The sequence below is a fragment of the Streptomyces kronopolitis genome (assembly GCF_014646275.1).
In the GTDB taxonomy this organism is placed as follows: Bacteria; Actinomycetota; Actinomycetes; order Streptomycetales; family Streptomycetaceae; genus Streptomyces; species Streptomyces kronopolitis.
Genome location: NZ_BMND01000002.1, coordinates 370,716 through 384,106, shown reverse-complemented (window position 1 = coordinate 384,106; position 13,391 = coordinate 370,716). Strand labels below are relative to the sequence as shown.

13 protein-coding genes and 1 pseudogene are annotated in these 13,391 nt (G+C 68.3%); 9 read left to right on the top strand and 5 right to left on the bottom strand.

Features of this window, described 5'->3' with window-relative positions; genetic code table 11:
• Window positions 1–12 precede the first annotated feature (12 nt).
• From IEY78_RS03560 to IEY78_RS03530, 7 genes are all read left to right on the top strand, one after another.
• Window positions 13–849, top strand: coding sequence for a thioredoxin domain-containing protein (locus tag IEY78_RS03560; protein WP_189096030.1), 837 nt, complete (start codon window positions 13–15; stop codon window positions 847–849).
• A gap of 301 nt (window positions 850–1,150) precedes the next feature.
• Window positions 1,151–2,467: a L,D-transpeptidase gene (locus IEY78_RS03555; protein ID WP_189096029.1), complete on the top strand. Its 1,317-nt coding sequence runs from the start codon at window positions 1,151–1,153 to the stop codon at window positions 2,465–2,467.
• 106 nt (window positions 2,468–2,573) lie between these two features.
• Window positions 2,574–2,822 (top strand): hypothetical protein, encoded by a 249-nt coding sequence (locus IEY78_RS03550; RefSeq protein WP_189096028.1) that lies wholly within the window; start codon window positions 2,574–2,576, stop codon window positions 2,820–2,822.
• A 22-nt stretch (window positions 2,823–2,844) separates the two neighbouring features.
• Window positions 2,845–3,704 (top strand): IS5 family transposase gene (locus IEY78_RS03545; protein ID WP_373294056.1). Its coding sequence is split into 2 segments (ribosomal slippage): window positions 2,845–3,190 and window positions 3,190–3,704, totalling 861 coding nucleotides; the frame shifts between segments, so codons are not numbered across the junction.
• A gap of 724 nt (window positions 3,705–4,428) precedes the next feature.
• Window positions 4,429–4,962 (top strand): GTP cyclohydrolase I, encoded by a 534-nt coding sequence (gene folE, locus IEY78_RS03540; RefSeq protein ID WP_189096026.1) that lies wholly within the window; start codon window positions 4,429–4,431, stop codon window positions 4,960–4,962.
• 233 nt (window positions 4,963–5,195) lie between these two features.
• Window positions 5,196–6,443, top strand: a complete 1,248-nt coding sequence (locus IEY78_RS03535) for an MFS transporter (protein ID WP_189096025.1) — start codon at window positions 5,196–5,198, stop codon at window positions 6,441–6,443.
• Window positions 6,444–6,518: 75 nt separating this feature from the next.
• On the top strand, window positions 6,519–7,166 hold the full coding sequence (locus tag IEY78_RS03530; RefSeq protein WP_189096024.1) for an NUDIX hydrolase: 648 nt from the start codon (window positions 6,519–6,521) through the stop codon (window positions 7,164–7,166).
• A gap of 78 nt (window positions 7,167–7,244) precedes the next feature.
• Here the strand turns inward: IEY78_RS03530 and IEY78_RS03525 are convergent, their stop codons facing one another.
• Both IEY78_RS03525 and IEY78_RS03520 read right to left on the bottom strand, forming a co-directional pair.
• Window positions 7,245–7,703 carry a pyridoxamine 5'-phosphate oxidase family protein gene (locus IEY78_RS03525; protein WP_189096198.1) on the bottom strand — a complete coding sequence of 153 codons (459 nt, stop codon included), beginning with the start codon at window positions 7,701–7,703 and terminating at the stop codon, window positions 7,245–7,247.
• Between the two features lie 195 nt (window positions 7,704–7,898).
• Window positions 7,899–8,630 (bottom strand): FAD-binding oxidoreductase, encoded by a 732-nt coding sequence (locus tag IEY78_RS03520; RefSeq protein ID WP_189096197.1) that lies wholly within the window; start codon window positions 8,628–8,630, stop codon window positions 7,899–7,901.
• A 17-nt stretch (window positions 8,631–8,647) separates the two neighbouring features.
• Here IEY78_RS03520 and IEY78_RS03515 point away from each other — a divergent pair.
• A pseudogene (locus tag IEY78_RS03515) lies at window positions 8,648–9,395 on the top strand (cytochrome c oxidase subunit I); the annotation flags it as partial.
• Between the two features lie 132 nt (window positions 9,396–9,527).
• Complete coding sequence (locus IEY78_RS03510; protein WP_189096023.1) at window positions 9,528–10,199, top strand: DUF6445 family protein; 672 nt, start codon at window positions 9,528–9,530, stop codon at window positions 10,197–10,199.
• A gap of 46 nt (window positions 10,200–10,245) precedes the next feature.
• On the opposite strand, the gene IEY78_RS03505 is transcribed toward IEY78_RS03510, so the two are convergent.
• From IEY78_RS03505 to IEY78_RS03495, 3 genes are all read right to left on the bottom strand, one after another.
• The gene (locus tag IEY78_RS03505) at window positions 10,246–11,463 is read right to left on the bottom strand and encodes an MFS transporter (protein WP_189096022.1); all 1,218 of its coding nucleotides are present in this window, start codon (window positions 11,461–11,463) and stop codon (window positions 10,246–10,248) included.
• A 300-nt stretch (window positions 11,464–11,763) separates the two neighbouring features.
• Window positions 11,764–12,552, bottom strand: a complete 789-nt coding sequence (locus IEY78_RS03500) for an alpha/beta fold hydrolase (RefSeq protein ID WP_189096021.1) — start codon at window positions 12,550–12,552, stop codon at window positions 11,764–11,766.
• 212 nt (window positions 12,553–12,764) lie between these two features.
• A complete protein-coding gene (locus IEY78_RS03495) occupies window positions 12,765–13,328 on the bottom strand; it encodes a TetR/AcrR family transcriptional regulator (protein WP_189096020.1) in 564 nt (187 codons plus the stop codon).
• Window positions 13,329–13,391: the final 63 nt, after the last annotated feature.

Below are 13,391 nucleotides of genomic sequence, written 5' to 3'. Positions count from 1 at the left end.
AGCAGTGCAGTCATGAGCAACCGCAATACTCAGAGCAACAAGCAGGCAGCCCGTACGCGGCTGCGAGCCGAGCGCGAGCGGCAGAAGAAGAAGGAGAGCGTCCGTTGGCAACTGATCGCCGGCGGCGCGCTCGTCGCCGTACTGGCCGTCGCGGGGGCCATAGGTGTCGCCGTCGCCACCTCGGGCGGCGAGAGTGCCGGCGGTGACCCCTGGGCCAAGGCGTCGAACGCCGAGCTGGTGCGGCCGGCCCACACCACCGGCAGGAACGGCACGGACCTCGTCATCGGGAAGAAGGACGCCACGCACACGCTGACGCTCTTCGCGGACCCGCGCTGCCCCTTCTGCGCCACGCTCGACCAGAATCTGAACGAGACGATCCAGAAGGACGTCAGCACCGGCAAGTACAAGGTGTCCTTCCGCCTGGGCACCTTCCTGGACGACGGCACCCGAGGCACCGGGTCGAAGAACGCACTCAGCGCGATGGGCGCCGCGCTCGATGTCGGCACCGACGCGTTCCTCTCGTACAAGTCAGCCCTGTTCTCCAAGGAGTACCACCCCGAGGAGGCCGGCCCGGACAAGTTCGCCGACAACGAGTATCTGCTCAAGGTCGCCGATACGGTCCCTGCCCTGAAGGGCAACGCCAAGTTCCGGGACGCCGTGAAGTCCGGTACCTATCGCCGCTGGGTGCTGGAGGTGTCGAAGCGCTTCGACTCCTTCAAGGTGCCCACCCCGACGGTCAAGCTGGACGGCAAGGTGCTGGGCACCGACACACCGAACGGCAAGGCCGCCCCGTTCTCCCCGGGCGCCTTCAACGCGGAGGTCGACAAAGCCATGAAGGCAAAGCTCTGAAGGCGATGCTCTGAAGGCAGAGCCCTGACGGCGAAGCTCTGACCGTGGCCTGCGGAGCCGCCCCGCACTCGCGTCGGCTCCGCGGGCCGAGCAGGGCCCCGTCAACGTGCGGCGGCCGCCGCGTCAGCCAGCACGGCACGGCTCATAAGTCCGGCTCTTAAGACTTCCGGGTGGACTGGAGGCAGACCGATACCTGGAGGCGGCGGAGCCTTCGGTCACAGGGCGGCCGACTCCTTGGCCGGCGCCTTCCCTCATACCGTCTGCTCGTGCCTACTGCGGGCACGGAACCACCACACCCCGTATGGAGCAGCCCGTGACGACGTTGGACAAGCCCGAGCCCGCTCGGTCCCACAGGCCGCCTCACCTGCTCCATCAGACCCCGCAGGCAAGCCCCGGTACGCCCCCGCGCCGCCGGGGCCCGGGGGCGCGCCGAGTGTCGGCAGTGACCGCAGGGGTCGCGTTGGCGCTTCTGGCGCTGTCCGCCTGCGGCGACGACGGCCAGGCCGACGCGGGTGCCAAGGCGGCTGTGGAGAACGCCTCGGTTGCCAAGATCAAGGTCTCGGCGAAGGACGGCGCCACCGACGCCAGCATCTCGGACACCGGGGTGAAGGTCACCGACGGCAAGCTGACCGAGGTGAAGCTCACCGCAGCGAACTCCGGGAAGGAGATCGCCGGTGCCATATCCTCCGACGGCTCCTCCTGGAAGCCGGATGCCCAGCTGGAGCGCGGCACCAAGTACCGGATCGCGGCGAAGGCCAAGGACTCCAAGGGCCGCACCGCCACCAAGAACTCGTCCTTCACGACGGTCTCCCCGGCCAACAGCTTTATCGGCTCCTACACGCCCGACGACGGCAAGACCGTCGGCGTCGGCATGCCGGTGTCCTTCAATTTCGACAAGGCGATCACCAACAAGAAGGACGTCCAGTCCCACATCACGGTGACCTCCAGCAGCGGCCAGAAGGTCGTCGGCCACTGGTTCGGCGCCCAGCGCCTGGACTTCCGGCCCGAGGACTACTGGAAGGCCGGCTCCAAGATCACCATGAAGATCGACCTGGACGGCGTCAAGGGCGGCCAGGGCATCACGGGTGTCCAGTCCAAGACGGTGTCCTTCACCATCGGCCGCTCCCAGGTCTCCACGATCGACATGAACACCCAGCAGATGACGGTCAAGCGCGACGGCAAGACCCTCAAGTCCCTCCCGGTCTCGGCCGGCAGCCCCGAGCACCCGACCTACAACGGCCAGATGGTCATCTCGGAAAAGCTCGAACAGACCCAGATGGACGGCTCCACGGTCGGCTTCACGAACAAGTCGGATACGTACAAGATCCCTGACGTGCCGCACGCCATGCGCCTGTCGACCTCCGGCACCTTCATCCACGGCAACTACTGGAGCGCCCCGTCCGTCTTCGGCCAGGCCGGCACCAGCCACGGCTGCATCGGCCTGCGCGACCAGAAGGGCGGCGGGGGCGACACTCCGGGCAAGTGGTTCTTCAACGAGTCCCTGATCGGCGACGTCGTCATCGTGAAGAACTCGAACGAGAAGACCATCAAGCCGGACAACGGCCTCAACGGCTGGAACATGTCGTGGTCCCAGTGGCAGGCGGGGAGTGCGGGCTGACGGCGTGCCATAAGCGGCGGCTTCCTGCTGGCCGACGACTAGGCCGTCTTTTGGATCTTGGAACGAAGGGGCCCGTTCGCCGCCTGCCCGCACATATATTGGCGAGGTGGACGAAGCCGAAGCGAGCGGTCAGATGTGGAGGGACGAAGTTCGCGTGCGTCCGACGGCTGAGCAGGATCGGGACGCGTTGGCATGGCTTGTCGAGGTGGACGCGGACCCCTTCGAAGTCGAGTTGTACGAGCGCACGGCGGATCCCCAAGTGCTTTCGATCGATCGCGCTCAGAGGTCGCGGGCCGGGCAGCACGCCAGGCATGTGCGACGGCTTCGAGAGCGTGAACAGCGCCACGGCAGTTGAGCAGTAGCCTTCCGATCATCTGATCGTTGGTCCGAGTGTGTCGTTGACTGACGCCCAGTGGGCACGCATCGAGCCGTTGCTGCCGGACCGGACACCTCGGCGGGGCGGGCGGTGGCGCGATCACCGGCAGGTGATCGACGCGATCGCATTCAAGTACCGCACCGGGACCCCATGGACGGACCTTCCCGAACGCTTCGGTTCGTGGAAGGGCGTCTACAACCGGCTGCGGAATTGGGCCGCCGACGGCACCTGGGAGAAGGTATGCACCACCCTGCTCGCCCAGGCCGACACTGACGGCGACCTCGACTGGGTCGTCGCCGTCGATTCCACCATCGTCCGCGCCCACCAGCACGCGGCCGGGGCACGCCAAAAGGGGCCTTGGCCGGCGAGCCTGACCGCCATGCCCTCGGACGCTCGCGCGGTGGCCTGACAACCAAAATCCACCTCGCCGCCGACAGCCGCTGCCGGCCCTTGGCTTTCGTCCTCACCCCGGGCCAGTCCGGTGACGCACCCGCGTTTGAGCACGTCATGGCAGGCATCCGGGTGCCCAGACCACTCGGCAGACCACGAACGACACCGGACGTGGTCCTGGCCGACAAGGCGTACTCGTCCCGCGCGATCCGCACCCATCTGCGTCGGCGCGGGATCCGGGCGGTGATCCCGCAGCCAGCCGACCAGGCCGCGAACCGCAAGCGGCTCGGCAACCGCGGAGGACGACCTCCGGCCTTCGACCGCACCGCCTACAGGCAGCGAAACACAGTCGAGCGCTGCATCAACAAGCTCAAGCAATGGCGCGGCCTGGCTACCCGCTACGACAAGACCGCCACCATCTACCTCGCCGCACTCCACGTCGCAGCCATCTTCATCTGGTCAGCAGGCTGATCCAGAAGAAACGGCCTAGGTCCCCGGCGTGGTATTCCGATGGTGTCGGACGCCAGACGGAACAGCGGCACACCACGATGGCGGCCTCACGCGGTTCGCCGATTCTCGGCGTGAACTCGATGACCTGACCGCTTCCCCCGACGCGATGCAAAGACAATTCGTGAACTCCGCGGGGTAGACGGCTCGCGTCGGCCAGTATTCCTGGCCGACGCGAGCCCCGGAGGGGAACTATCTCGTCAAGCCCAGCCGCACCAGATGTATACCTCGGGGCTCTTCTCCGGACGGATCTTCTTGACGATACGGACGGGCTTACCGCCGATTCCCGAACCCTGCCCGAACGTTTCCGGAATTCCTGGCGCGGCGACGCAAAGGGACCCGGATATGCCGCCCAGCACGACGGGCACATTCAGCCCCACCCGTTGGGGGCGCATCGCCTTGCCTGGCGCGAGGTGGCGAGTGAGCGGGTGTGCTCCGGCGCTCAGATGGCACGTTGGGCCCTCCGGTTCGAGCCCCGTATTCCCGGCTCCCGGTCGGTTCAATCATCAGAGGAACGGCGATTTCCCGTGCGTATTTGAATAATTCGCCATTAGCGCATCACCTGCACATTGCTCTGATCGGGTGCGGGGTAATGAATGCATATTCTCAACGCCCGTGAGCGGGTGGATAGTGACAACCCTCCACCGGGTTTCGGATCCTTTGGTGCGAGCAGGAATGGAGGCAACAAGTGACCATTGCAGAATGGCTCAAGACCAATGTCACCACCGACACGAGAGCGCTCGGGTGGTATAGCGGCCCGGAGTGCGAGGATCGCATCGTCCGGGCCTATCGCGAACTGCTGAGCGGCTATGAGATCGACACCTCGAAGATCCTCAAGACCACCTGTCCGGTGAATGGCGAGCACACCGGCGTGGTGCGTATCCAGGAGAACAACTTCTTCTCGATCTGCGCCCATCACTTCCTTCCGTTTTTCGGGAAGGTCAACATCTCCTACGTGCCGGGCGACCGCATTCTGGGGCTCGGGAAATTCCCTCGTCTGGTACAGGCGTTCAGCCGGCGCTTCCAGATCCAGGAGTACCTCGTCAAGGACATCGCCGAAGAGATCATGTCCTCCGGCGGCGCACAGGCCGTGCGGGTCACCTCCCGTAGCCGCCACCTGTGCATGTGCAGCCGTGGCCCCTCCGACCAGACCGTGACCACCGACACCTCTTATGTGGCGGGCGATCAGGAGCTGATGGCCAGGTTCGGCTTGGACGACTGATCCGGACTCGCGTGGCGGGAGGTGGGTTCAGTCATCGACCCTCCCGCCACGCGCCCTACCCGTGACGGACCGACCGTGCGCGCAGCCCTCGCGCCGTCCCGTCGCGCAGCCCTTCTCGAACGACTCATCAACCCTGTGCGGCTCGATCGGGCCGCCCGATAACTGACGGAGACTCCGTGGGCGAGAGGAAGAGAGGCAGACACGGTCGTACATCCACGTCGCCCTGGAAGTACGTGCTGGTCACATGGCTCGCCGGCGTGCTGGCGGCGGTCGGTCTGGGTGCCGTCTCAGCGGCGGGTTCCGCCCTGCGCTTGTCACTGGGCCTGTCGGCCGGTGCGCTCGCCTGGGCCACATCGAGTATCACGGCCGTGGGTGCCCTGCTGAGTATCCCGGCCGGATGGTGGGTCAGCCGCTTCGGCGCCGAACGGGCGCTGTCCTGCGGGCTGTTGGTGATGTCGGTGGCAGCGGCCGGCAACGCGGCCGCCGGATCATGGGGGCTGCTGCTGGGTTCGCGACTCGCGGAAGGGGTCGGCTATCTGCTGGTGTTCGTGGCGGGTCCGGTCGTTCTCACCCGCGTGACGGAAGGCGGCTTTCGATCGGCGGCGCTCGCGTTGTGGGGCACCTGCGTCCCGACGGGGCTCGCCGTCGCCGCGGCCGTGGGCGGGGCCCTGGCGTCCTGGTGCTCGTGGCATCAATGGCTGACCGTCACTGCCCTTGGTCCGCTGGTCATGGCCGGCGTACTCATCGCCGTACTGCCCCGGCTGCCGAGGACGGTGGTCCCGTGTGCGCGGCGGGCGGCCGGCGACTGGAACGGGGCGCTGCGGCTCGGTGTGGCATACGGATGCCTGTGCCTGGTCGGCGTCGCCGTGGTGATGGTGCTTCCGCCGTTCCTCACCGAGTTCCGGCAGGCCACGCCGGCGGTGGCCGGGACCGTGATGGCCGTCGTCTGTCTGGGGAGCGCGTTCGGCGGGCTCGCCGCCAGTTGGCTGTTGCGGCGCGGTCTGGCCGTCGCCGCACTGGCCCCGCTGGGCATCGTGATGCCGGTGGCCTGCCTTCCCGCGTTCTCGGCCGCATTTCCACTCGCGGTCAGCGGTGGCGCGGCCACTTTGGTGCTGGTCGTCGACGGACTGCTGATCTCCGCTGTCTTCGCCGCCCTTCCCACCTCGGTGAGCCGTCCGGAGCAGATCGATGTCGCCAATGGGATTCTCAACCAGATCGGCAGTGTGGGGACGCTGCTGGGACCACCGGTTTTCGGACTGCTCATCGCCACCGCGGGATTCGGCGCCGTCGCAGCCGCCACTCTGTTCTTCGGCGGAGTGGGCACGATCCTGCTGCTGACGACCGCGCGCACGTCCGCGAGGGCTCGGGCGGCCGCCGTGCTCCGGACGTTCGACGCGCCGGAGAGCGGGGAGCCGGCGGGAGGACCGGAGCTCCTGGGGGACGGCGACGGACGTCAGCAGCCCCACTGCACGGGACCGTGACCCACGCGCCACGGAGTACGGCGTTCCCGGCTGCTGTACGAGCTGACGGCAGTCCTTCACCTCGGAGAGGGCAGGATGAACATCGACTTCCTTCGGTTGCGGGACGACCCTCATGGCGAGTTCTGCCTGTACTGCCACGCCGAGGCGGTCACATGGATGGTCGTGGACGGACGGAAACGCTGCTCCTGCGCCGCGTGCGGCCGCGAGGCGGAACGGGCCGTCGTCGTGGACCCCCGCGTCTCCTGGTGGACCGGTGCGGACGGCGAGTACTGGCACGAGAGCGCCGGCGTCTTCGTACGCGACCGGCGAGCGAGGTTTCTCTTCTTCCAGCGGACCGCCTTTCCCTATTCGCTGACCGTGCCCGCGGGCCATGTCGAACGCGGGGAGGACGCCGAGTGCGCGGCCACGCGGGAGCTGTGGGAGGAAGTGGGAATCCGTGCCGCGGAGGGGAGTCTCCGGCTCGTCGCGGATGAATACTTGCGAGGGGACGTGTGCAGAAGGGGCTCCGACGCGCATCGTTGGCACGCCTATCTGCTGGCGGTCGATGACTACCGGGAAGCGGCCGCCGGTGGGGAGGTGGCCGTGAAGGAGGAGGGTGAGGCGCCCGTCTGGCTCACGCTCGACCAGGCACGTTCCCGCCGGACGACGTTCGCGGTGGAGCGCATCATCGGGCAGTGTGCCGAGAAGCTCCTCGCCGACGGTTTCCCTCGTGCTTCCGAGTGATCGCGGTGAGCCGCTCGCTCGTGTCCGGCCAAGGGGAGTACACGATCTCGCCGAGCGCGTCTGCATGGGGCGAGTGTCTCAGTGCCGTTCCGCGGCGACGCGGCTCGGGGACAACCGCACCCCTGTGACCAGGTGCGGGCTGATCCGTAGTGCGTGGGTCATCCGGTGATCGGTCCATGGGTGGAGCAGCGCTTCGTAGTGGGCCAGGTCGGCGGGGGCGGTCACCAGGTGGCAGTAGCCGGTGACGACCACGCTCCAGCCGCAGTGGGTGGCCGGGTCGATGGCGTCGGCCTCGTAGGCGACGACCACGCCGTCGGCCTCCGTGTGTGCGGTCAGGCCGGCCAGTGCGGCGCCCTCGTGGGTGCGGATGATCACCTCGCCGTGGTGGAGGAGGTGGTTGACCGGGCGGATGGCCGGCAGCGCGTCCTGGGTGAAGACGATGCGGCCCAGCGAGACGCTGCCCAACAGGCGCAGGGACTCGGCGCGGTCCAGTTCGGTGCGGTGGCGGGACGCCTCGCGGTCGGCCCAGGCCGCCAGTACGGAGTCGGTGGCGGCCTGGGCGGTGGGCCGGGCGGTGGGCCGGGCCGGGAAGTCGTTCACGGCGGGCTGCTCCCTTTCCGCTGCTGTTGTGGTGAGGTGCGGCCAGTAAAGGGGGCGGGTGGCGGGTCGCCAAGGGCCGTTCGGCCCGTCCCGGGGGGCGTTCGGGGGTGCGCGTCGCCGGTCCCGCTCCGGTCACCGGCTCGTGGCCGGATGCGTCGGGCAGCGGACGGCCGGTGGGGTCAGTGCGTCCGGAAGCGGGTCGTGGCGGATGTGGTCGGCGGGCAGGCCGGCCGCGGTCAGTCGCGCGACGGTGGCGCCGACCATGGCCGCCGGGCCGCTGACGAAGGCGAGGTGCCGCGACCACCGGCCGGCCCGGGCCACCGCCTCGGCCAGCGGACCGTAGCCGGCCGACGGGTCGCCGTGCTCCGGGATCTCCTCGTCGTCCAGCACCCGGACCACCCGTAACCGGTCGTGGCGTGCCGCCCATTCGGACAGCGCCTCGGCGTCGTACAGGTCGGCGTGGCTGCGGGCGCCGACGAAGAGGTGGAGGCGGCCGGTCGGGCGTGTCGGAGGGCCGCCGGTGGCGCGGCGGCGGGCCGCCCAGTCCTCCAGCAGCGCCTTGATCGGCGCCCAGCCCGTGCCGCCCGCGACCATCAGCAGATCGTGGGAGTGGTCCTCATCGCGGAGTGTCATCGTGCCGTGCGCCGGGCCCAGGCGCAGGGTGTCGCCGGGCCGGTGCCGCGCCAGGGCGTCGCTGACCCCGCCGGGGCCGGTGCGCCGGATGTGGAACGTCACCTCGCCGTCCGGCGCCGGTGCCGACGCCGGGGAGTAGTGCCGCCACGCCTGGGGCAGCAGCGGGGACTCGACCGCCGCGAACTGCCCGGCCCGGTACGGGTACGGCTCGTGCGGGCGGATCCGCAGCATCCGCACCCATGCCGCCCGTCCTCGCCCTGCCGTTCTTCGGCATCGTCTCCGAGGTGCTCCCGGTCTTCGCCCGCAAGCCGATGTTCGGCTACCTCGGCCTGATCGCCGCGACGATCTCGATCGCCGGCCTGTCGGTGACGGTCTGGGCACACCACATGTACGTCACCGGGGGCGTCCTGCTGCCGTTCGTCGCCTTCATGACGTTCCTGATCGCCGTCCCCACCGGGGTGAAGTTCTTCAACTGGATCGGCACGATGTGGCGCGGCTCGCTATCGTGCGACACGCTCTTCGGCACGGTGGTCTACGCGATGTTCGCCGGATTCCCTTTCTGGTGGCCCAAGTTCACCGGGAAGATGCTCGACGAACGACTGGGGAGAATCACCTTCTGGACCCTCACGATCGGCTTCCACCTCACCTTTCTCGTACAGCACTGGCTCGGCGCCGCCGGTACGCGGACTATCTCGCCGCCGACGGCTTCACCGCCTCAACGCCCTTTCCACGATCGGCTCCTTCCTCCTCGGCCTCTCCTTTCTGCCGTTCTTCTACAACGTCTGGAAGACCGCCCGATACGGCACCGAGGTCGGCTGCGACGACCCCTGGGCCTATGGCCGCTCCCTGGAATGGGCCACCTCCTGCCCGCCGCCGCGCCACAACTTCACTTCGCTGCCCCGCATTCGCAGTGAATCCCCGGCCTTTGACCTCCAGCACCCCGACGCCGCCGACTCCGGCGCACTCACCGCGGACCGCCCCACCGTCAAGTACTGAGAAAGAAGAGGTCATGATTCGGGAGGCACGGCAAATGCACAGCAAATTCACAGGGAGGAATGGACAACCCTTGACTGAAGGTTGACCGCTTGAGTGGCGATCTCGCGAAAAGGCCGAACTACGTTCCCTGTCATGCCCCTTCACCCTGCCACTCTCCCAGTCCTCCCCTACCGCAAACCGACCCGTGGCCGGGACTACTGGGTACTCGACGACGTATTGCCGGACCCGGCCGCCGTACGGGAACGCTGCCTGGCACGGGACGACTGGACCGAGGGCTACCCCCACAAACCCGAGAGCTGGCCGGGTCTGCGCACCATGCCGGCGCTGGAGCCCGGCGAACTGGCCCGCGTCGAGAGGCTGGTGCGCAAGGCGACCGGTGCGCCGAAGATCTGGGCGGGACGCCCCACGGGCGGCGGCACCGTCAACCACAACTGCGTCCAGATCGTCGGCAAGGGCGAGTGCGAGCCCCGCCCGCACACCGACTCCCGCACCCTCTGCCGCTACGCCGCCGTGCTGTACCTCAACCCCCTGGTCCCCAAGGACTTCGGCACCAGCTTCTACCGGCAGCGGCTGCCCGGCGGCGCGCTCGGCGGCAACCAGGTGGCCGCCCCGCACAACAACCTCGTCGACGCCCTCGGCACCCGCTTCGTCGCACCGGACTCCTTCGTCGAGGACATCCGCGTCCCGCACCGCGCCAACCGCCTGCTGCTCTACTCCGCGAACCTGATCCACACGGCCACCGCCTACTGGGGCACCACCATGGAGGAGAAGCGGATGACGGCGGTCTTCTTCTGGATGGCCTGACCCGCCCCGGCCCCACGGCGATCCCGAGGGGCCCGGGCGCGGGCCCTCACGTCCGGCGCGTGGCGGGGAAGCCGTGCCCCCGTGCGGCCATGACGACGAGGAGCACCGGGGCCATCAGCAGCAGGATGCTCCACGGCAAGGAGGACGGACCGAGCAGGTCGAGGAGCACCCCGCCGACGACGCCCCCGCCGGCCATGGCCACGTTCCACAACGTGACCAGCATGACCTGCGCCGCGTCCGCCTGGTCGCCTCCCGCATCGCCCACGGCGGTCTGCAGGAGAGTGGGGACGCCTCCCCAGCCCAGGCCCCACAGCGCCGCCGCGACATAGACGAGCGCGGTGACCTCGGACAACGTGGCCAGAGCGGCTGCCGCCACGGCGACCAGGAGGGTGCAGGCGACCATCATGACCCTCAGCCGGCGGTGCACCTGCGCCCCCACGAACCAGATGCTCACCAGCGAGGCCACACCGAAGACCAGCAGCACCACATCGGTGGCGCCCCCCATGCCGAGATCGGCGAGGAAGGTGGCGACATAGGCGTAGAGGATGGTGTGGGCCAGCACGAACACCAAGGTGACGAACAGGACGGGGCGCACGCCCGGGACCAACAGGGCGCGCAGGATCGGGCTGCGGCGCTCCTGCTGCCCCGGGTAGTCCGGGACCGTCGCGACGATCCACACGATCACGATGACGGCGAGGACGGACATGGCCAGGAACGCCGCTCCCCAGCCGAGCACCCTGCCGACGAAGGTCCCCGCGGGCACCCCGAGTGCCAGCGCCACCGGGATGCCGGCCATCGCGACCGCCATGGCCTTGCCCTGAAGGTGCACCGCGACCATGCGGCGCGCGTATCCGGACAGCGTGGCCCAGGCCAGTCCGGCCGCCACCCCGGCGACGAACCGGGCGACAAGGGTCAGCGTGTAGTCCGGTGACACCGCGGTGACGGTATTCGCCACGACGAAGACGACCATCGACGTCAGCAGCAGCCGTTTACGTGACCATTTCGCGGTGGCCGCTGCCAGCGGGATCGCCGTGAGGAAGGTCCCGACCGCGTAGATGGTCACCGACTGCCCCATCGCGGACTCGCTGACCTCGAGCGAAGAACTCATCGCGGGCAGCACACCTGCCGGCAAGGTCTCGGTCAGGCTGGTGATGAACACCGCCGTGGCCAGCGCGAGCAGCGCCGCCAACGGGAATTTTGCTGCACCGGCCCCGGAAGATCTCCCGCCGTCGGCGGGCGCACTGGCAGGGACTTGCGTGGTCATACCCATACCTCGAATCGGTAAATAAAAGCAGGGGTGAACAAGGTGCGGTGCGTATCGAGAGGGAGTGGCGCGCCGTCGACAGGCATGAGAAGCCGTCGGAATGCGCGTGGGCCCAGCACCTTTCACCCGCGGCCGGTTCCTCTTCTCGGGAACCAGGAGAAAAGCTACGTTCTCAAGATCCGCGCCGGTATCGGGCGTTGGATCTAGGTCCGGAGACCCGAAGCAAGCGGAAGAAATATCCTGGGAAAGGGACGCTCAAGAGCGAGACCCTGAATGGGGCAACGTCCGTTTTTCTTACGCCTACTTGGCATTGATGAAGGCGCGGGTGAGTTCCATGACGGGAGTGGGTGCCGCGACCCAGTCCATGTGGCCCTGGCCGGGGAGTTCGATCAGTTGGCTGCCGGTGATTCCGGCATGCAGTTGCAGGGATCCGTCGACCGGCACCATCTGATCCTCGGCCATCCCGATCACGAGCGTCGGCGCGGTGACGTCGGCAAGAAGGGACCGGTTGTCTACCCGTGCGCACAGGTCGATCTGCCGGCCCATTCCCAGCGGCGGCCACTGATCCTGCCGCAGATAGTCCGCCAGGCCCTGCGGGCCGGCGCTCTCCACCGCGGCCGGGCTGTAGGCGGTCAGCTGCGCGAACCGCTTGAAGAGATCGCGGTCACCGGAGAACAGCTTGGCAAGCGTCGAGAAGTAGAACTGGTCCCGCGCCCCGGTGGAGTGCACCCAGCCGCCGACGAGGACCAGCCGGCGCACCAGCTCCGGGTGGGTGGCGGCGAACGCGGTGGCCACGGCCGCGCCTAGGGAGAATCCGAGCAGGTCCACCGGGCCGTCGGCAGCCTCCCGGGCGACCGTGGCGAGCTGTTCGACGACCATCTGCGTGGTCAGCCTGTCGCCTCCGTCGGTGGTGCGGCCGCTCCCGCTGAAGTTCGGCCGGATCACGGTCCGCTCCCCGCTGAAGTACGGCACGAACTCACCGAAGAGCGAGTCGGCGCTGCCGCCCGTGCCATGGACCAGCATCAGTCCCGGTCCTTCTCCTGCGACCGCGTACTCCACCTCAGCGGAATAAATGGATGCGAATGGCATGGAACTCTCCAAAACCTGATGAATAAGACTCTTACTGAAGCATTCCTCCGCTTGGACCATGAGTCCAACACATAGATTTCATGACATCGATCGCGATGCGAGATAGGTGAGAGCGGAGGCGGGGCCGGCCGGGGATGGCGTCGGGCTCGCCTCGTCGCTTCTCAGCCCCTGCCCCGCCTCAGCCCCCGGCGCGCCTCAGTTCCCGTAGCGCCTCAGTCCCCGTCGCCCGACCGGATCGCGCTGACCGTCCGGCCGATGTCACCCCGCAGCCGGTCGAGGTCGCAGTCCTCGCCGAGCACCATCCGCCGCAGCTGGGGCATGCCGGCGCTCCAGCTGGCCAGGGCGAGGGCGAAGAACACCTGGGTGCGGGCACTGTCACCCGGGGCGCCGCCGGCCTGTGCGGCGAGGACCTTGTCGCCGTAGTGCCGGGTGCGCTCCACCTCGCCGGGGACAGGACCGTCGCCCACCTCCAGCGCCTCCCACATCACCAGGCGCAGGGCTTCCGGGTGCTCCCGGTGGTAGTCGAAGAGGCGCTCGGCGTAGTCAGGCAGGTCCTCGGAGGGCGGGACGGCCCGGGCGAGGTCGGCCATGGCCTGCTCCAGGACGACGGCGAACAGCTTGCCCTTGTCGCCGAAGTAGTCATAGATCGCTCGCTTGTTGGCGCTGGCGGAAGCGGCGATGCGGTCCACACGGGCGCCCGATACGCCGTGCGCCGCGAACTCCTCGGTCGCCGCCGCGAGGATGCGTTCCCTGGTCGCTGCGGAGTCGTATGCCATGGCCACAGGGTAACTAACCAGTTCGTTTGACGCCGGTAGCGGCGCATGCCATCGTAAAAAGCG